The organism is Paenibacillus sp. LT-B23, assembly GCF_059417685.1.
Genome location: NZ_JBSQBM010000005.1, coordinates 189287 through 209380, shown reverse-complemented (window position 1 = coordinate 209380; position 20094 = coordinate 189287). Strand labels below are relative to the sequence as shown.

Annotated in this window: 20 protein-coding genes and 1 pseudogene; 8 read left to right on the top strand and 13 right to left on the bottom strand. The window is 46.7% G+C overall.

Going from position 1 to position 20094, the window contains the following annotated elements; translation table 11 throughout:
- Window positions 1–3: 3 nt before the first annotated feature.
- Window positions 4–1110 carry a Gfo/Idh/MocA family protein gene (locus ACWXW9_RS09060; RefSeq protein WP_494929127.1) on the bottom strand — a complete coding sequence of 369 codons (1107 nt, stop codon included), beginning with the start codon at window positions 1108–1110 and terminating at the stop codon, window positions 4–6.
- 162 nt (window positions 1111–1272) lie between these two features.
- On the opposite strand from ACWXW9_RS09060, the gene ACWXW9_RS09055 reads away from it, so the two are divergent.
- Entirely contained in the window at window positions 1273–2091 is an 819-nt protein-coding gene (locus ACWXW9_RS09055; RefSeq protein ID WP_494929126.1) for an AraC family transcriptional regulator, read from the top strand.
- A 102-nt stretch (window positions 2092–2193) separates the two neighbouring features.
- On the opposite strand, the gene ACWXW9_RS09050 is transcribed toward ACWXW9_RS09055, so the two are convergent.
- The 5 genes from ACWXW9_RS09050 to ACWXW9_RS09030 form a co-directional block, all read right to left on the bottom strand.
- The gene (locus ACWXW9_RS09050; RefSeq protein ID WP_494929125.1) at window positions 2194–3678 is read right to left on the bottom strand and encodes an alpha-N-arabinofuranosidase; all 1485 of its coding nucleotides are present in this window, start codon (window positions 3676–3678) and stop codon (window positions 2194–2196) included.
- A gap of 401 nt (window positions 3679–4079) precedes the next feature.
- Complete coding sequence (locus ACWXW9_RS09045; protein WP_494929124.1) at window positions 4080–4367, bottom strand: DUF6171 family protein; 288 nt, start codon at window positions 4365–4367, stop codon at window positions 4080–4082.
- Window positions 4368–4419: 52 nt separating this feature from the next.
- Window positions 4420–4740 (bottom strand): protein YxiS, encoded by a 321-nt coding sequence (gene yxiS / locus ACWXW9_RS09040; protein WP_494929123.1) that lies wholly within the window; start codon window positions 4738–4740, stop codon window positions 4420–4422.
- 68 nt (window positions 4741–4808) lie between these two features.
- The gene (locus ACWXW9_RS09035; protein ID WP_494929122.1) at window positions 4809–5753 is read right to left on the bottom strand and encodes a Gfo/Idh/MocA family protein; all 945 of its coding nucleotides are present in this window, start codon (window positions 5751–5753) and stop codon (window positions 4809–4811) included.
- Between the two features lie 163 nt (window positions 5754–5916).
- The gene (locus tag ACWXW9_RS09030; protein WP_494929121.1) at window positions 5917–6606 is read right to left on the bottom strand and encodes a TerC family protein; all 690 of its coding nucleotides are present in this window, start codon (window positions 6604–6606) and stop codon (window positions 5917–5919) included.
- A 351-nt stretch (window positions 6607–6957) separates the two neighbouring features.
- Between ACWXW9_RS09030 and ACWXW9_RS09025 the strand changes: the two genes are divergently transcribed.
- Entirely contained in the window at window positions 6958–7575 is a 618-nt protein-coding gene (locus ACWXW9_RS09025; protein ID WP_494929120.1) for a TVP38/TMEM64 family protein, read from the top strand.
- Between the two features lie 185 nt (window positions 7576–7760).
- On the top strand, window positions 7761–8732 hold the full coding sequence (gene msrA, locus ACWXW9_RS09020) for a peptide-methionine (S)-S-oxide reductase MsrA (RefSeq protein WP_494929119.1): 972 nt from the start codon (window positions 7761–7763) through the stop codon (window positions 8730–8732).
- A gap of 96 nt (window positions 8733–8828) precedes the next feature.
- Here the strand turns inward: msrA and ACWXW9_RS09015 are convergent, their stop codons facing one another.
- Window positions 8829–9632, bottom strand: coding sequence for a lipid II flippase Amj family protein (locus tag ACWXW9_RS09015; RefSeq protein ID WP_494929118.1), 804 nt, complete (start codon window positions 9630–9632; stop codon window positions 8829–8831).
- Between the two features lie 182 nt (window positions 9633–9814).
- Between ACWXW9_RS09015 and ACWXW9_RS09010 the strand changes: the two genes are divergently transcribed.
- A complete protein-coding gene (locus ACWXW9_RS09010) occupies window positions 9815–10234 on the top strand; it encodes a DUF2188 domain-containing protein (protein ID WP_494929117.1) in 420 nt (139 codons plus the stop codon).
- 63 nt (window positions 10235–10297) lie between these two features.
- Here ACWXW9_RS09010 and ACWXW9_RS09005 read toward each other — a convergent pair whose 3' ends face one another.
- The gene (locus tag ACWXW9_RS09005) at window positions 10298–11002 is read right to left on the bottom strand and encodes a YitT family protein (protein ID WP_014282274.1); all 705 of its coding nucleotides are present in this window, start codon (window positions 11000–11002) and stop codon (window positions 10298–10300) included.
- 462 nt (window positions 11003–11464) lie between these two features.
- Window positions 11465–12355 carry a DMT family transporter gene (locus tag ACWXW9_RS09000; RefSeq protein WP_494929116.1) on the bottom strand — a complete coding sequence of 297 codons (891 nt, stop codon included), beginning with the start codon at window positions 12353–12355 and terminating at the stop codon, window positions 11465–11467.
- Window positions 12356–12488: 133 nt separating this feature from the next.
- Between ACWXW9_RS09000 and ACWXW9_RS08995 the strand changes: the two genes are divergently transcribed.
- Window positions 12489–12896, top strand: a complete 408-nt coding sequence (locus tag ACWXW9_RS08995; protein ID WP_494929115.1) for a YhjD family protein — start codon at window positions 12489–12491, stop codon at window positions 12894–12896.
- Between the two features lie 6 nt (window positions 12897–12902).
- Here ACWXW9_RS08995 and ACWXW9_RS08990 read toward each other — a convergent pair whose 3' ends face one another.
- From ACWXW9_RS08990 to ACWXW9_RS08980, 3 genes and pseudogenes are all read right to left on the bottom strand, one after another.
- Entirely contained in the window at window positions 12903–13154 is a 252-nt protein-coding gene (locus ACWXW9_RS08990) for a hypothetical protein (protein ID WP_494929174.1), read from the bottom strand.
- Between the two features lie 3 nt (window positions 13155–13157).
- Window positions 13158–13304 (bottom strand): hypothetical protein, encoded by a 147-nt coding sequence (locus tag ACWXW9_RS08985; protein WP_494929173.1) that lies wholly within the window; start codon window positions 13302–13304, stop codon window positions 13158–13160.
- A gap of 187 nt (window positions 13305–13491) precedes the next feature.
- Window positions 13492–13566: pseudogene (locus ACWXW9_RS08980) on the bottom strand (hypothetical protein); the annotation flags it as partial.
- A 170-nt stretch (window positions 13567–13736) separates the two neighbouring features.
- On the opposite strand from ACWXW9_RS08980, the gene ACWXW9_RS08975 reads away from it, so the two are divergent.
- Genes ACWXW9_RS08975 through ACWXW9_RS08965 form a run of 3 tightly spaced genes read left to right on the top strand, consistent with a single transcriptional unit; the run spans window position 13737 to window position 17429 of the window.
- Entirely contained in the window at window positions 13737–15227 is a 1491-nt protein-coding gene (locus ACWXW9_RS08975; protein ID WP_494929170.1) for a spore germination protein, read from the top strand.
- Entirely contained in the window at window positions 15220–16311 is a 1092-nt protein-coding gene (locus tag ACWXW9_RS08970; RefSeq protein WP_494929114.1) for a GerAB/ArcD/ProY family transporter, read from the top strand. Before ACWXW9_RS08975 ends, ACWXW9_RS08970 begins: the two co-directional genes overlap by 8 nt.
- Window positions 16308–17429, top strand: a complete 1122-nt coding sequence (locus tag ACWXW9_RS08965) for a Ger(x)C family spore germination protein (protein WP_494929113.1) — start codon at window positions 16308–16310, stop codon at window positions 17427–17429. Before ACWXW9_RS08970 ends, ACWXW9_RS08965 begins: the two co-directional genes overlap by 4 nt.
- 15 nt (window positions 17430–17444) lie before the next feature.
- Here the strand turns inward: ACWXW9_RS08965 and ACWXW9_RS08960 are convergent, their stop codons facing one another.
- Window positions 17445–19961, bottom strand: a complete 2517-nt coding sequence (locus tag ACWXW9_RS08960; RefSeq protein ID WP_494929112.1) for a transglycosylase domain-containing protein — start codon at window positions 19959–19961, stop codon at window positions 17445–17447.
- Window positions 19962–20094: the final 133 nt, after the last annotated feature.

Sequence of the window (20094 nt, the reverse complement as noted above, 5' to 3'; positions counted from 1 at the left end):
CATTTAGGATGGATGGACCGTTATGTCTGTTCCATGATACAAATCTTCATCTGGCTCAAATGTACTTTCCAACGTAATATGCTTACCTTCCAATGAGGAGCGCTGAAAAGCATGCATAGCCTCTAAAACATGATAGGCCAGTTCCACGTTAGCACGGTGGTTCTTTTCACTTCGAATGGCTCTCACCATCTCACCCGCACCTATTCCGCGTTCGTTCTTCCCACACTCAAATAAAGGTTCCACGAGTTCTTCGGTTTCCACTCCAGATCGGCGAAGCTTGACATCTCCGTTAAAAAAGTTCGGATCAGGCAGGATTAAGGTTCCTTCCGTACCATAAATTTCAATACGTGGCAGATCTGACGCCCCTTGAATGTCAAAGCTGGTAATGAGCGTTACAATGGGTCCGTTATGGAAATCCATCGTTCCGGCCAAATGCGTTGGTGTCTGTACCCGCAGCGGTGTGCCGCTTTTGGGACCAGAATGTATGTGACGATCAGGAATCTGAATGCCCACTGAACTACTGATTCGCCGGATCCGACCTAGCAAATGGATCAGCGACGTCAAATAGTAAGGTCCCATGTCAAACATCGGACCGCCTCCAGCGGCATAGAAAAATTCCGGATCAGCATGCCACCACTCGGGGCCTCTACCCATAAAAAAGGCAGTAGCGGCTACGGGCTGCCCAATCATTCCGTTTTGTATGGCATGGCGTGCAGTCTGAATACCCGCCCCAAGAAATGTATCCGGGGCACAGCCGACACGCAGGTTTTTTGCCTTGGCTAGATCCAGAACACGTTTGCCATCCTCCAAGGAAACCGCCAAAGGCTTTTCACTGTACACATGTTTGCCTGCCTCCAGTATCGCCATATCCGTCAGTGCATGGCTGCCAGGCACGGTCAGATTAAATACAAGCTCAATCTCAGGCTGGCGAAGCAATTCATCTACCTTGTATGCGTTTTCAATGTTAAATTCATTGGCCCTCGCTTTGGCCCTTTCCTCCAATAAATCAGCCACGGCCACCACTTCGATAAGCGGACTGTTTTGGAGATTTTCAAGATATACCGCGCTAATGTTACCGCAGCCGATAATCCCGGCCTTCATTCGTTCCACGTCGTCACACCCCCTGGCCTCCAACATGTTCTGTATTCTGCTATAAGCCTTACAGACACAATAGTATTCTATTTCCGTTTCGTTTAAAATGAATAATATGATTAAAACATGAACAATCTGGTCAATATTTGAAGCAGCCATATGCCCAAAGGAGTCATCATCATGTCTATCGTCGAGCCTTGTCAGGTTCTTACCGCAGGCTATTCCTTCCATCGTAAGCCCTTTTATTCGAACCAGCCTGAAGGGATCAAAAATTATTTGTTTCGTCTACAAACAGACGGACGCTGCCAGGCCCGTATTAACGGGGAAATGACACGGATTGAGGCGGGTGACCTGCTGCTGTTCAATCCTATCGAGCCTTATGAGCTGGACATTCACAGTGAGTTAAATCCCATGGGGGAACAGGTCGTGGAGAGCGGAGATTATCACATTTTTTTTGGAGGCTCCTGGGTAGATGAGTGGTGGCACCATCACAAACGACCCAACCGCATCAAGGTCCAGCTTACCGAAGCACTGCTTGGCCTATTTCGGCAGCTTGTGATGGAGCAGCGGCGTATTTCCAATCCTTATCCAGAAATATCGAGCTATTACATGCGCATTCTTTGCCTGGAGTTTGACCGTATGCTGTCCGAGCATTCGACTTCCACCCATCATAATTATCTTGCTTATCAGATTAAAAATTATATTGAAGAAAACGCTTCTTCCAATTTTAAGCTGGATGACGTGTCCTCACACATCGGCATCAGCGTATCCAGAGCTGTACATCTGTTCAAGGAAACATTTAATACGAGTATTATGCAGTACACACTGGATATCAGGCTCAACATGGCGAGGGAACGCATTATTTTCAGCCCCATGTCTTTGGAACAGGCAGCCGAATCGTCCGGTTTTGCAAACTATACGTATTTTCACCGCGTATTTCGCTCCCGCTTCGGCATGTCACCCAAGGAATTCAGAGTGATCCACCGCGAGCAATTGTAATATTGGGTAAAACTAAAACCTTGAGAGAGCCTTCCTTGCTCCATCAAGGTTTTGTTTTGTTCCGATTTTCAAAATCATACTTCTTCTGAGTTCACAAGATATTTACGGTACAATCGTCAGCATCACTATCGACATCGGTGGCAGTGTAACATCCAAACTCTGACCTTTCTGCTGGAAGGACGTGAAGTTTTCCGTTTTTACACGCTCTGGCTGGTCAAAGGTATTGTGTGCCTGCATATCGTCGCTGGCGAGCACAACGCCGCTAATTTGCTTGACGTTATCCAGTCCTCTCAGCTCCAGATTCAAGGAAGCCGTCTCACCCGGATGGACGTTGCACAAACTCACATGAATATCTCCGTCCTTCGCCTTGGAGGCGGACACACTCACCTGTGGAATGGAATGCCCATCATATTCATAATTGCCTACAGTTACATGGGCTGCCAGCGCTTGTGCATCCTGATGCACCTTAAACATTTCAAATACATGGTAGGTCGGCGTCAGGAGCATAGCTGGGCCTTCTGTCAGAACCATAGCCTGCAAAACATTGACCATTTGGGCAATATTCGTCATCTGTACACGGTCATGGTGATCTTGGAAAATGTGCAGATGCAGTCCGGCTACTAACGCATCGCGCATCGTATTTTGCTGATATAAGAAGCCCGGATTTGTACCTGGCTCGGTTAGGAACCAGGTTCCCCATTCATCCACAATCATTCCTACCCGTTTGTCAGGATCATATCGGTCCATAATGGCCGAATGACGAGTGATTAATTCATCCATGTGCAACGATTTTTTCATCGTTTCGAACCATTCTGCTTCGTCAAAACCAAGCGCTTGCCGTTTCTCTTCCCAACTACCCGGAACCGTGTAGCTGTGCAAGCTCAATCCGTCCATAAATTGCCCGGCTTCGCGCATCAACACCTCGGTCCAGCGGTAATCATCCACATTCGCCCCGCCTGCAATCCGGTAGATACGGTTATCACCATAATTACGGACATACGTCTGATAACGACGATACAGATCGGCATAATATTCCGGACGCATATTGCCCCCACAGCCCCAGTTTTCGTTACCCACGCCAAAATATTTGAGCTTCCATGGTTGCTCACGCCCATTTTCCTGCCGCCATGCGGCCATAGGGGATTCCCCGTCATATGTCATGTACTCTACCCACTCCGACATTTCCTGCACCGTACCACTGCCAACATTCCCGCAAATATAAGGATCTGCGTCTAACAACTCACACAACTGGAAAAACTCATGGGTGCCAAAATGATTATTTTCCACCACACCGCCCCAGTGCGTATTGACCATTCTTTTACGATTTTCCTTAGGTCCGATGCCATCCTTCCAATGATATTCATCCGCAAAACAGCCTCCCGGCCAACGCAGCACAGGAATGTTTAGCTTTTTGAGCGCTTCTACCACATCATTGCGAATCCCGTCCGTATTTGGAATCGGGGAATCCTGTCCAACCCACAAACCTTCATAAATACATCGTCCAAGATGCTCGGCAAATTGTCCGTAAATATTTTTATTAATAACGCCTTGCTCCCAATCCGTGTGGACAACAATAGAACCCTTCATGACAAGCCCTCCTCAAAAATAGTAAAGCGCATGGGGACCATACACTTCAATGATTACGCTTTCATAAAATATGGTGTAGACCTGATCTCTTTTTCATCTAAACGTTTACAATCATCCAGTGTAACAGCTTGATAATTAATATAAATATTAATAATTAAATAAAAACATTTTACATGTTTAATATATTTTATTGCCTTCTATTTGTCAATCGTTAAGCCACTGCTCCACCCAAACCAAAAAGTCTGCCCTCAAGGCAGACCATGGTATGACCACTTTAACTCGTGATCGGGCTTTAGATGAACAGCGAAAGCTTCAAATGAAAATTTCAAATAATGAAGTAAGTAGCCGGATTAGTCTTAATCACAGAAACAGCCGCATGTTCAGTGGAGTCTGAACCTATTTCATTTCAAAGATGTCCCATGCCAGCGAGAACCGCTGTAGCCGGGACAATTTTGATTGACTGCCAGAGCACGCACACGGACGATACTTCCGCTGATCCTGCACGTATGCCCACCCATTAACTCATCGCATTGCGAGCAGGCTAACAGTCTGGTCTCGTACACATCATCGGTCACACATTCCATTCCGGGCCTCATGTTGTTTATAATTCTGGTAATTTGCTCTTCCGAAATAGCAATGTCCCTTTCACACCCTTTACAGGTGTTTGGTGCGGTTATACCATCCATCATCGGCTTACCCTCTCTTTCAACAACATCCTGAGTACATGCGGGCTGGAGGACCTTATTTCCGTTCCGGCGGGAGCTGGGCAGCCGCTTCCGATACGACCATCGCCAAGTCCTCATTTCCGAACATAGACAGTACTCCTAATACTGTGTCCAGCGGGATATCTCCCGCTTCTTCACGCGATACGGTCAGCTTACGTACTCGGAACAGACGCTCATTGCTATCCTGCTGTGGATAAGCTGCACGATACAGTTCCTCTGGCTCCAGCCCGTGATTGATGCACCATTGCGCAAACACAAGGATCATCATATCCTCTTCCTGCTTATAATTTTCGATGATAGCCTCTTCAAGCTGTTTTCCGCGGTTGTACTCTTCCATTTGTTCATTTCTCCTTCAATCTGTTTCTAGATGTCTGGACAACCTTGACGGCTGTCGTTCGTTCTGTGTTAGTCATCCAAACGGCTAATGAGTTCGTCCGCCAACATATGACTTTCCAGCACCCTGCCAGCACGCACACTGCATTCCTCTGGACGATGAATATGCTCCAGAAAATGATTTACCACTCCGGTGAATCCCCGTCTTTCCAAAATCGTGTCCCAGCTTCCGGATGAATGTGACAATGGTGGCTTATTTTTTTGCATAAAAATAGCCTGTTCCATGTTGGTCACCTCAACGGAACGACCTGCACCATGCAGCTCCACCTTCTCAATGTCAGCCCCTGCCTGTCTGTTCATACTGTAGCTACTGGAGGCATTTCCCAAACGTACGGACCCGAAAGCAGCGTTCATATATCCTTCACTCGTCGTGTCCAGACTGCTATGCAGCAGCTCATAATCATCGCCACCCAGCCACAATAGCAGATCGAGCATATGAATCAAATCATCATAAACCGTCTGTGCCGCAGGTCTCAGATCATATCCCGTCCGATGCTTGATGGCCGCGCATTGGCTGAAACCACCTGCTTCCTCCAGCCACGCTTTAGCAGCTACATAATGCGGGGCAAAACGTCGGTTAAAGCCAACCGCCAGCAACACAGCCTGTGCCTCCGCAAATGCGGTCATTTCCAGGTTTTGACGCACATCATAGGACAGCGGTTTATCCACATACACCGCAACACCTTTTTCAATACACGCCATAACCAGATCAAAATGGGCTTCAGTCGCAGCATGTATGAATACAGCCTCCGGCTCCCATGCCAGCATTTCCTTCACATCTGTCGTTCCTCTCGGTAGCCTGTACTGCTCCATAATGGAACTAACCGGCTCCTGCGAACGGTTCATGACACCTACAATATCTACACCTTCGTGTGCAGTCAGTAGCGGCAAATACACTTTGCGGGCAATACCGCCCAGACCTGCAATAGCTACTCTTGTTTTCGTTTGCTTATTCATATCATACCCACCTCTGATGACTCATTTCTTCTGTTGTCTAGTTTACATGGAAGTCCACTGACAAGCAAAGAAAAGAGGCTGCCCCCGATCCAGTTGGACCTGACGGAACAGCCTCTATGCATGAGCGTCCAGCTTCAGCTACGATGATTTCAGTGTGCTTAGCTTAGGCGTGCAGCGCTTGTTTTCTTGTTTTTTCACTTTTTATTTTTTTAACACGCATTCCAATAGCTACGACCAGAACAACGACCAGAGCTTCAAATCCGTATTTGACGACCCCATTCGTGAACCAATGTGCAATCAGCGGCTCAGCCACTACCATTTTGGCAGCGGTATATGCCAGTACAGCAGCCCCAATTGTAATGACCATCGGGAAACGTTCGGTCAGCTTCAAGATAACGGTACTGCCCCATACCATAATCGGAACGGAAATCGCCAGTCCCAAAATAACAAGCAACATATTTCCATGAGCTGCTCCCGCAACAGCAAGTACATTGTCGAGCCCCATCATGGTGTCGGCAATAATAATGGTACGAATCGCGGCCCACATTTGATTGGTTGCAGAGATTTCATGTTTTTTCTCCTCAACCAGCAGCTTGTAAGCAATGTAGATGAGCGCAAGCCCTCCGATTAAACGCAAGCCGTAAATTTGCAGTAAGTATGTGACCAGCACCGTAGCGATAACACGAATGACGACCGCACCGACCGTTCCCCAAATGATGACCTTTTTTTGATTGGCCTTCTCAACATTACGAGCTGCCAGACCAATCACAATCGCATTGTCACCAGCCAGCACCAGATCAATGATAATGATTGATAATAGCGCGGTTAAAAACTCCATTGACAAAAAATCCATACGTTTCTCCCACCTTCTTTATTTATTTGTTATACTGTACATAGTTCTGCGCTTTATACTAAAAAAGCGCCATTTCACGGAATCCGGAAACGGCGCTTGACCCAAATTTAGCATCAAAAAAAGACCATTTACCCGGATTCCAAAAATCCTGGCAAAGGTCTCGCTTACAACATTACGTTGCCAATAAAGCCGGGGATTTTAAAATCCCGTAATGACGACTTTACTCGTTGAGCTACTCCCCTTTGGGAACTATTCTATTAGTGGCAGTATAGCACACATTATTGGGAATGTGAACCCTATTTTTTCTGTATAAGCGACAAGCCGAACAGGGATATTGAAAGAGGTATGTAAATGAAAAAATGGCTACTCGCTGCGGCTTATGTTTCGCTGCTCTGCATCGCGTTTATCTACAAAGATGATTGGCTCGCATGGGCGAACAAGCAAACCTCTTTTCCGGCTCTGCTGCTGCTCGCGTTTCTGTTCGCGTTAATTCCATTTGTACCTTACAAGCTGATTATCGCTTCCATTGCTTATGCAGCAGGTGCCTGGCAAGGCGCTCTGATCTGCTGGCTTGGCACTACATTCGCTGCGCTGGTCGTTTACGGCGCGGTCCGTATTCTCTTCCGTGACAAAGGACGGGCTTATCTGGAGCGAATTCAAGCGTTGGAGCGCTTGAACCGAGTCATGGAGCGAGAACCTTTTGCTGCTGTGCTGTTGGCCCGCCTGATTCCGATCATCCCGCAGGCAGCGGTGAATGTATATGCCGGGGTCGCAGGCTTTCCGTTCTGGAGCTTTATGCTGGGTACGGCCATTGGCAAGCTTCCTGCAATTGCGGTATACGCTTATGCAGGCGGTACTATTGCAGAACATCCTGTGACTGGATTGCTCATTTTGCTGCTGTATACAGCACTGGTGGGCGGAGGCTTTGTGCTCTACCGCAGGAGGCTTCAACGTGCCCATGAATCATAGCTCTGTGAGCCTGCCGCCAGGACTGTAAGGATGTAGATTGGCCTTGGCTTTTTAGTCCAGAGTGATTTGCAAAGCTGGTTTGTTTCTGTCGTTCCATTGGTTTTTGCGGACATGTCGTATATAATTTAATTGTAAGCTATTTAAATAACAACTAATTGAAACTTTCTCAGAATGGAGTGACAAATATGAGCACCAACAATCCAAACACCGTGGAGAAGGCAACTTTTGCAGGCGGCTGCTTCTGGTGCATGGTTTCCCCCTTCGAGGAACTGCCCGGCATTTTAAAGGTAAGATCCGGTTACACAGGGGGACATACGGAAAACCCGACCTATGAAGAGGTATGCTCCGAAACAACGGGACATGTAGAAGCTGTACAGATTACATTTGATCCGCAAGTCTTCCCATATGAAAAATTGTTAGAGCTGTTCTGGCAACAGATTGATCCGACGGATGAAGGTGGACAATTCCACGATAGAGGTTCGTCCTACCAAACAGCTATTTTCTATCATAACGAAGAACAAAGAATCAAGGCAGAAGCTTCCAAAAAAGCGCTGGGTGAAAGCGGCCGTTTTGACAAGCCCATCGCTACACCGATTCTGCCTGCAGCAACCTTTTATGAAGCAGAAGAATATCATCAGGATTATCATAAGAAGAACCCCGCGCATTACAAGCGCTACCGCAAAGGCTCTGGACGTGAAGATTTTATTGAGCAAAATTGGTCAGGTAAAATCGATAAATCTGGTTTGAAAGAGCGACTGACCCCTATTCAATATGAAGTAACACAAAAGAACGCGACCGAGCGCCCTTTCCAAAATGAGTTCTGGGACCATGAGGGTGAAGGCATTTATGTGGACATCGTATCGGGAGAGCCTTTGTTCAGCTCGCTTGATAAATATGATGCAGGGTGTGGTTGGCCCAGCTTCACTCGTCCGTTACGCAGCTATAATGTCAAAGAAAAAACAGACCTCAGCCACTTTATGATTCGTACCGAGGTCCGCAGTCGCGAAGCCGACTCCCATTTGGGACACGTATTTGATGATGGCCCGGGTCCAGATGGCCTGCGCTATTGTATTAATTCCGCCGCTCTCCGTTTTGTACCTCAGGAAGACTTGGAACGTGAAGGCTATGGAGCCTATAAGTCACTATTTGAAAAGTAAATAGACTTCAAAAATATTTTAGGCTGGCCTGGAAATCATCTTTCGCAGATGACCCCGGGTCAGCCTTTTGAATTAAATCAGTATATGTACCTCCCGTCAGCCCATAATCCACCCAAGCCAGAATGCGAGCGGCACCAACAGCAACTGTGCAAGCAACGTGCCTCCCAAACGCGAGATGATCATCCAGCCGTACATGCTATTTATACGGTTCAAAGGCAGCTCCCCACGCAGCGTTTTTTCAGACAATACTGCCAATCTGGGATCAATTAGCAGGGTCAGCAGCACCGTTGCCATACCATTGATTAGACCTGATGACATCGACATTGCCGTCCCTTGAGCGGGCCAGAGGAAACATGCGTATAAAGCAGACACCACTCCCGTCGTATATATCGCGGTCACAGTCATATTCAGGGTAATCAGGCGCTTGGGGATCGCTCCCCTGAACAGCGAGGTGAGCATGGACCCGGTTGGACGCTTCATGTAGTAGCCTGCATGCTTCCAGCGGTTGTGCACCATTAAATGACGCACCAGTGCAGGAATAGAGCCGGTATGCTCCAGATGCACAATCCATCTGGCCGACATGCGTACCACGGTCGGATACAAAATAATAGCGATCATGGTCCCGACGGTTGCTGCCAGTAGAACCCCGTGCATGTACAGCTCCAGCCTAACATTAGCCCCACCCGCTCGTATGGCAGCCTTTGCCTGATCGACCATACCTCCCAGTAAAGGTCCCTGAGCCATATTAGAGGTGCGCGAAACCAACAGCAGCATACCCGCTACGGTTAAAGCCAATCCAATTCGGTGTGCTCGCAAACCGCCAAGACGGAGGGCATAGGTCAAGCTGTCTGTAGTATGTATAATGATGGTTAGCATAAAGACGAAACTCCAGGCAAGCAATTGCTCCACTCCTTTTCAGGTATTCTGCACACCACTATACGCTTTTTCTCCAAATACATTTTACAATATATTCATTTCTTTGATTTCCGTTTGTTTAAGCGGACAGCGGGTAATACATACTACATCATCTGCTATAAGGAGTGTTGGGTAGGCCTTGGACCAAACATGATTACCCCCCATCTATGAAAAATCTGGAGCCGCGTGTGCGAGAAAAAGCCGTTGATATTGCTAACGCACTACTTCGTGACGGTTACGAAGAAGGACGTTCCATTGCGATTGCAACCTCTCAAGCCGAGGAATGGGACGATAATCATCCAACTGAACGAGACGGGAAACAGAAAAAACATGAGCAACAACATTCAAGTAGAAATGGGAAAAACAAGCATTCTGCTTCTTCGGAGCCTCAGGAGCCTATTCATGTCGTGCCACATGAGTATGGCTGGGCTATTAAGAAAGAAGGGCATGATAAACCTGCTTCCACTTTCCGGCACAAAAATGAAGCGGTAAACGAGGCTCAAAAATTAGTAAACCGCCAGCAGATTTCGGCGATTATTCATGACCAAAACGGACGCATTCATTCTACTTTAAAGCCTTCCTGCTGAAGCCTGGATACAGCGAAAGGGTGTCACGCAGGAAGATTTCTCTTCTGACGTAACACCCTTTCCTTATTGACGAAGGCTGTGGACGACCGGCACTGTTTTGGCAACTACCTTTTGGGCTGGAATAGCCGCAGGCAGTACCTTTTTCACAGGTCGGTGTAGTTGGAACGTTGTCGTCCATGTAATTATTTTTCCGGCGAGCCACACAGCCAGTATGGTAAACATTGTTTCCTTCACAGGCAGATACAACAGCGATAACCCCAATACGATGATGTCACTAACGATAAACACGTTACCGATTTTCCATCCACGCCACTCGCTGATCAGCAGGGATAAAATATCATCGCCCCCGGTTGCTCCACCAAATCGCAGTACGATCCCGGCTCCCAAGCCTGTAAGCACTCCGCAAAGCAGAGCCGCTACCAACAAGTTGCCGTGCAGATCTATAACCAGCGTCGAATACTTTTCAAATCCTGCATAAAACAGGGAAAATGCGACCGCCCCGATTAATGCCAGCAGCATGAATCTTCTGCCCTTCAGTACCCAAGCCAATAATATGACGGGAATATCAAGCAGCAGCATACTCCAAGCCGGAGACACGCCAAATGCGTAATGTCCCAGCAGAGCTAGGCCTGCAAATCCGCCTTCTGACAAATGATTTTGAGCATTGATGTGATAATACGTAAAAGCTAAAATGCATGTTCCGAGCAGCATGACAGCAATCTGCCTTAATGCTCCATTGTTCACGATAGATTCGTAAGTTTTCCTCATACAGGCTCCCTCGGTTTCTCGTAAGTTTGATGTGGATGAACCCACTCTTACGGAAGCTACCGGGTAAGATGTGCCTGGAGGACTTGGTCCTTCGCATGTACAATCCCCTCTTCCGCAGAGTTGGCTTTCGCAACTTGACGTTACTCCGCGGAAAAGCTAAGTATAAGACAGATCAAATCGTTTCCAAATCGTCCTTTGGGGAAGTATCCTTCGGGGACACATGGTATCCTGATCCTTTCTTTTGTGGAATAAAACTCCGACATTTCTGTGGTACATGTAATTCTATTATTTATTATACCACACCTTACCACCTGCTAAACAGCTTGCTTTTTATGCCGCACCATATTTTTATTTTATGCGTGAGCATGCTTTATTGTATGTGCGAATAACCACATTATACCGAAGGTTTGGCGGATGCACATAGAATGTGTTTATAGCTTGGTTTATGCAGATTTTCAGTGGTTACCCAGCCAATTTGGCTGTTCTGCGCTGGTTGGCCATAAACACCCCTCCGAGTATGAGGACCAGCCCGGTCAGAACATTCCAGCCGATGTGTTCATTCAGAAGCAAAAAGCCCCATACGATAGCGCTCACCGGTACAAAATAAGTCACCGAGGAGGCAAATTCCGGACTTCCCCGCAAAATCATATAATTGAACAAAATATAAGCTACTCCCGATCCCAAGACCCCCAGCCCTATAAGAGAACCCAATACACCAGGGATGACGACGACCGACAGATCAGGTCGATCTACCATTGCCGTCATGATGCCGCCCGCTGCCGTTGCACCCAATAATGTCGCAAAGGTTGCCTGATACATCGACAGATTGGATAAAAACCGTTTGGACAGTTGCGTTCCAAAGCCATAGCAGAGAGTCGCAAGCAGCATACATCCAAAGCCGACGGGGTCGACAGAAATAATGGATACAGGATTAATACCCAGTAAAATAACGATTCCTACAAAAGCGAGTCCCATTCCAAACCACTGCATTCGATGAAAGATAGCTCCGAACAAGACAAGTCCGACCAACATGGTCCAGATTGGCGTGGTGGCATTCAATACGGAAGCTATGCTGCTAGCAATCCTGGTCTCGCTAAAACTAATCAAGGCCCATGGCAAAACCATGTTTACCAGAGCTACGAGAATAACCGATTTCCATGGAATACTTCTGAATTCAAATGGCTTGCGCATGAGCAGCATCAACAAAACAATAAAAATGAGGCCAAAGCTGGAACGAAGAAATACAATAGTCCAAGGCCCTACGTGATGAAGCAATAATACCTTGATAAACAAAAACGATCCGCCCCAAATGAGGCTTAGCAGCAAAAGCGCCGCATATAACGAGCGTGACAATATGTATACCTTCTTTCCAATAATTGATGATTGCTTTGGCAAAGGAATAATTTCTATGATGAAGTATAAAAAGAACATTTGTTCTGTATGCTGATTATAATTGTATTCCTGTTATGAGTAAAGGAGATTTCTTATGAAAAAGATACTGGACAACAAGAATAAGGCCCCATTGCCTTCCGAAGAAGACGCAGGGCTGATCAAAGCTTGTGTACTTCTGACCCTCGTGCTGGATGTGCTGGAGCGGGACATTCGCATTCTGAATGCCTCTGCCTTAAAAATGCCCGATCTGTACGTTCGCAGCCTGACCGGGGTGCAACAGCGTGTAGCTGTTCAATTGGCGGAGACAAAGGCGCGAATGAAAAGGCAGGGAGTTAAAATATACAACGAAACCCGGAATCACGAAGGCGTGGAGGTCCTGTATGTATGCCGTGGCTACCAAAAGCGGTTTTTCATGCTTTCCTCCTTTGCACGCAGCGAGGTTCGACGGGAACTGGGACATTATTTGGGAATTGATGTGACCCAAAGCCACTCGACTGTGTAGTCTCGTTTAAAATCCTTGTACGATGCGTTTTCCGCGTACCGTTGCTTGTGCGAGCACCTCTTTCTCGTCTCTTGTTAGCAACTGTCTTCCGCGCATGAGCACACGCCCATTCACAATTGTCGTATTGACATCCGCGCCGCTTGCGCTGTAAGCAAGCAGTGACTCTATCTGGTGTATTGGCTGTAAATGCGGCTTTTGCATATCTATCAGAATGATATCCGCCTTTCCCCACCTCAAGTGTGCCGGTTTTGTGCTCAAAGTTTAAAGCTTGGCTACATTGACTATAGCCATTTGCAGGGCCTGCGCAGCAGTAAGAGCAACTGGATTGCCAGTGCTTAGCTTTTGCAGCCATGCCACTGCCTTGATGCAGTCGCCCTGTAATATGCCAGGAAGCCGCAAAATACCCATGTCTATCGAACCAATCCAGCATGCGGGAGCGTTCTGCACAATATACTGGCAGCTCGGATTCCTCCTTTCCTGGCGTGGACACCTTTCCCCCCACTTCCAGTAGCTCCGCTACATCCACCATCAGATCCACGATGCAAATACGTCCATGAGGTTTAAGCGTGCGTTGCATTTCCGACAGAGCGAGTATTTTCTGTTTACCTGTTAGATGATGCAGGGCATAACTGCTGACCACAAAGTCAAAGGTCCCGTCAGGAGTAATCATCCCTTTTTCCTCATAGAATCGTATCGTGCGTGCAGATATATGTAATTGAGTCTCTCGTTTTCAGCCTATTCTATTATAAAACATTCACGTTACGTGAGGTGAAGATGATGCGGGATATGGATAGGGCGCCAGATCATGGATAAATCCAATCCATTTGGCACACATTATGCATATCTCATCCAAAAGAAGGTGTTTTCTTGACTGGACATAACGCAGCTCCCTTTGAATTGAACAAGAATATTTCCTTTATCGAGCAAGCTCTTTTTTATACGGATGATTTAAAAAAACAGGCTATTTCTGTTGACGGGAAAGATGGCATTCTTCTCTATATAGACTCACTCGTGGATCAGGAGATCATTCAGACTCACATTCTGGCCACATTGTATAAGAAAACCGATTCTGGCTCTCATCAAATGTTTACCACCCTGAACAGCCAAAAGGACACCGACCTCCGAAATGCCGCTGATTCGCTTATTGAGGGATACTCCATTTTAATGGTGGATGGCGCAGAAGAATTTTATATCCTTTCCTCCGAAAAAACATACGCCCGTAGTACGGATGAGCCGGAGAACGAGGGAATTATCCGCGGGCCGCACAATGGATTTATTGAGCAGCTGTCCGTCAATCTGAATCTTATTCGCAAACAAATCATCAGCACATCGCTGATTGTGCGCTACTTTTATGTCGGATCTAAAACCCGGACCAAAGTCGCTATCATGTATATGCAAAACTTGGCCAATCCTGAGCTAGTGGAGGAAGTGGAAAAAAGAATAAGGGCCATCTCCTCCGATATGGTACTGCCTCCTGGTTTTATTCAGGAATTCACGGAGGACAATCCCTTTTCCCTGTTCCCTCAGCAGCTCAGCACAGAACGTCCGGATCGGGTAGCCGCTAATTTAATGGAAGGACGAGTAACTATTTTGGCCGAAGGCAGCCCTACTGCTTTAATCGCTCCCGTCTCCTTTTTTGCATTTTACCAAAGCCCGGATGATTATAACGGTCGCTGGATTATTAGTTCCTTTCTGAGGATGATCCGAATGATGAGCTTTTTGATCGCTTTTACGCTGCCCGCCATTTATATTGCAACGATTGCCTTTCACTCAGCCATTCTACCGCTGGAGCTAGCACATACGATCAAAAAATCGTTGGAGAATGTTCCATTTCCCGCCATTGTGGAGGCGATGTTGCTTGAAGTGATCTTTGAGGTGCTACGGGAAGCCGGGATTCGTCTGCCCAGCCGAGTGGGCCAAACAATAGGCATCGTTGGCGGTCTGGTTATCGGGGATGCTATCGTTCGGGCAGGTCTCGTGTCATACACCATGATTATTGTCGTTTCGTTAACAGCTATCTCTTCTTTTTTGGTACCTTCCCATGAAATGAGCTCAGCTGTCCGCATTCTCCGTTTTCCAATGATGATTGCTGCAGCCTTGTTCGGATATATTGGCATTGCCTTCGGGATGCTTATTCTCCTTATTCACCTTTGTAAGCTGGAAACATTTGGTTCACCTTATTTTGCTCCTCTGGCACCTTTCCGGCTTGGCGATATGAAGGATGTTTTTATTCGCTTTCCCATTTGGACACTCCAACAGCGGCCGCATGATTCCCGACCCCAAAAAATGAAGCAACAGAACTACTCTAGGAGCTGGAAACGTCGTGAATAAAGAAAGTACTATTACACAGGGTCAATTGTTTTTTTTGATTATCAAGTTTGAGATTGGCGTGGATATTCTATCACTTCCTTATCAGATGCATCTGTCATCCAAGGGAGGGGGCTGGATATCCGTCATTATTGGAGGCATTTTGATCCAGCTTATCATTTTAATGTGCTGGCTCCTGTTAAGACGTTTTCCCTCCTCCTCCATTTACCAAATCCTCACTCGGATTACTGGCTCCTGGATGGGTAAAATTTTGACGGTGGCTTACATTATGTACTACTTGCTTATGGGAACATCCGTTCTTGTTGGCGCCTATGACGTCATTAATCGCTGGATGCTGCAAAAAACCCCGCGTTGGGCTATATTGGCTCTGATTCTGTTCAGCAGTATCTATCTGGTTCGCGAAAATTTGAGGACAATTGCCCGAGTGTTTGTTTTAATCTCCTTCCTGATCGTACCGATGATGTTTTTAATCAGTTATGGAATAAAACAGGCCAATCTGCTCTATCTGCTGCCTTTGACTGAGGCTGGATGGCCTCATATTATTATAGGTTCCAAAGAAACACTTCTAGCCATGTTCGGCTTTGAATTCATCCTCGTGGTCTTTCCCATGGTCGAGGGTAAAAGTAAGGGGAAGCTCAAGTCGCTCCTGCTAGCTAACGGAGTCGTGATTCTGTTGTATGGTTTTACCATATTAACCTGTACAAGTGTATTTAGCCCCCAGCAGCTTGATTTGATGCCAGAGCCTGTCATTTACCTGCTCAGATCTATTCCGCTGGGAACGATGGACCGGGTTGATTTTATTTTCCTGCCCATCTGGTTAATTTCAATCTTTGGCTCCATAAGCGGTTATTATTATGCAGCGTCCTATGGACTAGGCTATTTGTTCAAGCAGAAAAATCACAAACAAGCCGTTCCTTTCGTAGTATTCTTCTCATGCATTATTGCCTGCATCCCTCAAAAAAGAGAGGATTTTGACCTCGTCGGTACAATTGCCAACAATTCGGCTTATTTTTTCCTGATTGCACTACCTCTGCTGTTGCTGATTCTATCGTATATATTCAACAAAAAGGAGGAGCCCGGAACATGAAAAAAAAGAGGAGAGCACTTGGTATGCTGGCTCTACTCATTTTTATGACTGGCTGCTGGGATCAGGACAGCTTGAAGGATGCCCGGCTGGCAAATGCTTCGGCCTACGATCTTACTCCAGAAGGCATGTTGCTGCAAACACTCGAAATTGTAGATGACTCTGGAAATAACCAGGGGAAAAGTACCAATGAAATTCATTCAGGTACCGGAAATTCCGTCCGGCAAAGTACAGACAAAATCCGGGCCAAGGTAACAGGAGATATCCGTTACTTTAAATACGGGGTTACTTTGTATGGCACAAGCTTGGCCCAAAAAGATTTGTACCCATATCTGGATGTCCTGTATCGGGAGCCAGACCATCCCACCTCACATGTGAAGGTAGCTATAGTAGAAGGATTAGCCGGAGAATTAATGAACAAGAAAAATGTAGGCAGCCTCTTAGTCGGCGAATTTATAACAAAAAAAATCCGAAGCCTGGAGGAAATGTGCGTATTTCCTGAAGTGACGCTAGAAACACTGCTTCCCCCTATGCTTGATCCAGGACAGGACTTTGCTCTCCCCTATCTCTCCAAAGATGGAGAAGACATCGTAGCACGAGGGATTGCCTTGTTTCACGGACAAAGATTTACAGGAACCCTTAACGACGAGCAAGGGGTGCTTTATGTCCTGATGACCGGGAAATGGAAGGACACAGCGCGCTTTGTAAAAAGGGTTCACTCGGGACCTGCCAGTGATTTGCAAAACTTTATTACCTATCAGGCTCATATTCGGAACATCAAACGCCAGCTCATAGTGAAAGTTGGACGCGATGGTCAAATTAATGTGTATCTCAACCTGAAGCTCCCTGTCGATGTTGTTGAATACGCGCGGGATCATCTTCAGGATAAGGATAATGTCATGCGCCTGAACCGTCAGCTTTCGGAAATCATGACCCATGATGCGGAGGAAATTATCCGTACGCTTCAAAAAAGCGGTTGTGATGCCTTTGGCATCGGCAGACAATTGATTGCCCATCACCCGACCTTGTGGAAAAGTCTGGAGTGGAATAAAGAGTACTCTAATGTTCATTTTCACCCACAGATCACCGTCAATATTGTCGGGAACGGCATTTTGAATTAGGCCGCTCCCTTTGGTTCAGTTTTTCCGCTGATCGGGTGTTTCGGTATGAATAGTTTCGCTTGGTTTATTTTCTGGAGCTGCCTTCTGGGTTTCTGGCTCAGAAGGCAGCTCCTGCTTATTTTCAACAGATGGTTGCGAACCATCTGCTGGTGGCACATCATTAATCTCACCATTCGTATCTATTTCTGTCTCCGGATCAGAAGGTACTGTTTCTTCTGGTAGAATCTCCTTCTGATCCGTTGCAGGTTCTTGTTTCTCTGGAGCTGCTTTATCCTTCGCATCCGGTTTGGACGGCACGACAGGTGTGGATGAACGTGGTCGTTGTTCCCTCCCGACTTCCGTTGGCACGTATTTTTGGTTAAACCAGTCTGTCACGAGTTGACCGGATTGCCGGGAATAACTTCCCGGCAGCTTACCTGTAAGGCTGGAGACCGTAACTTTTACAACACCTTCCGGCTGTGTAAAATGCTTATTTTTGAAAAGCTGGGGCTGATCCTTGACCGCCTCGTTCATGATAAGCGCCCACACCGATTGTGCTCTGGAGTGCCCTTCTTGAGATAGGGTGTTAACCTGTTGACGGTAACCTGCCCATACGCCGAGTGTAACATCCGGGGTATAGCCCATGAACCACACATCGCCAAAGTTTTGTGTCGTACCGGTCTTGCCGGCAATGTCAATGGTACCGTAGCTTTTAAAAGCATTTTGTATACGTTTGCCTGTACCCCTCGGGTCCGATATAACCGTTTTGAGCATATCTGTCATTAAAAACGCGGTTTGCTGGGAATACACACGCTTCGCCTGCGGTTTAAATTCATAAACAATCTTGCCATCGGCATCCGTAATTTTACTGATCAAATGGGGTTCATTGCATACGCCCATATTAGGAATCGTACCGTATGCCGCTGTCAGTTCCTTGACCGATACCCCCTTGCTGAGCCCACCCAGGACGCCTGTCTGAGCATGTTCATCCTGCGGCTGAATCGTTGTAATCCCAAGGGAACGTACAAAGTTCCAGGCGTTTGGTATTTTAACTTCATACAAAAACAGTCTCAGCGCAGGAATGTTGATCGACCGATTGAGTGCTTCACGGGCTGTCATCAACCCTTCGTACCGTCTGTTATAATTTTTAGGGATATGATAGCCTTTACGTCCGTCTTTTAATATAATTTGCGAATCATCAATAAGCCCAGCAGGCTGAGTATAGCCTTTTTCCAAAGCAGGCAAATAAGCTGCAATAGGCTTCATAGCTGAACCCGGCTGACGCGTCATCTGGGTTGCATAGTTCATTTGCTCAGTATTAAAGTCCCTGCCCTCGATCATACCGAGTATAGCCCCCGTTTTATGATCAATCATGATGGCAGCAATCTGCTCCAGTCCTTTCTGCTTACTGTATGGAGAAAAGTTTTGCGGATTGGCAGCAATCTGCCGCATATCGTTATAAACTTTCTTATTTATTGTGGTATAAATCCGATAACCGGACCGCTGCAGCTCTTCTCGTGTATTTTGAAGGAGTTCCGCATGCTCGGGCTTGGAAATCTCGGCTGTCGTAAGATCCGGATTTTGCTGGAGCGCCAACAACCGGGCGGCCTCCCGCTCCGTCTCCAGCATCAAATAAGGGAATGTATTGTAGCTTTTCTCCCGATGTGGTGCAAGAGTAGCTTTAATATCAAATTGAAGTGCCTCGTTATATTCTGTTAATGTGATTTTACCTGTTGCCAGCATCCTTCCCAGCACGACACGCTGGCGCTCCAAAGCTTTGTTGAAGCCTTCTTCATCAAATTTCCCTTTACCGTCAAAAGCCGAATAAACAGATGGCAATTGTGGAAGACCAGCCAAATAAGCCGCCTGAGCAATATGAAGCTTATGTAGATCACTTACATTAAAAATCCCTAACGAAGCCGACTTGATCCCGTACAAATTGTAACCTGCGGAGCCATTGCCAAACGGCATTTTGTTTAGGTATGCCGTTAATATTTTGTCCTTGCCCATAAAACGTTCCATACGCAGTGCCAGCAGCATTTCCTTTACCTTACGGCTGTCCGTCTTATCCAGACTGAGGAAAACTCGCCGGGCTACCTGCTGTGTCAGTGTACTTCCGCCTGTTTGGCGATTTTCGTTCAGAAGCTTTTGTTTGACGGCGCGAGCCGTCCCTTTTAGATCAACCCCCTGATGCTCATAAAATTGGCTGTCTTCCGTTGAAATGAGGGCATCTACAATGGATTGGGGAACATCCTTCAGATCCACGAGCTGCCGATCCTCCTCCATTCGCATTCGTCCAACCGGGGTTACCTGGTCATTAAAAAATACAAAGCTGGTCAGAGCGTTCTCATTTACCTTTTCATATATCAACTGACGTGATCGTACAGGTTCATCATGAACCAGCGCTGCCACATAACCGGATATAAGACCTCCGGCAAATAAGACCCCAAGTACGCCCGCAAGCGAGAACCACTTGATATTAATCAGCAAAACTCTGCCAAAAATACGCCACCTGCTGCGTTTTTGAGATGATGGTCGACGTTTTGGGTTCATAAAAATGGTTTTCTCCCCTCAATATGCATTCATTTCCACATGTTTTCGTTCAAGATAATATGATACGCCATGTTAGGTTTTACGTAAACAATAACGTTCCAGAAAATACATTTGGATTAGGAACACTTGTTCT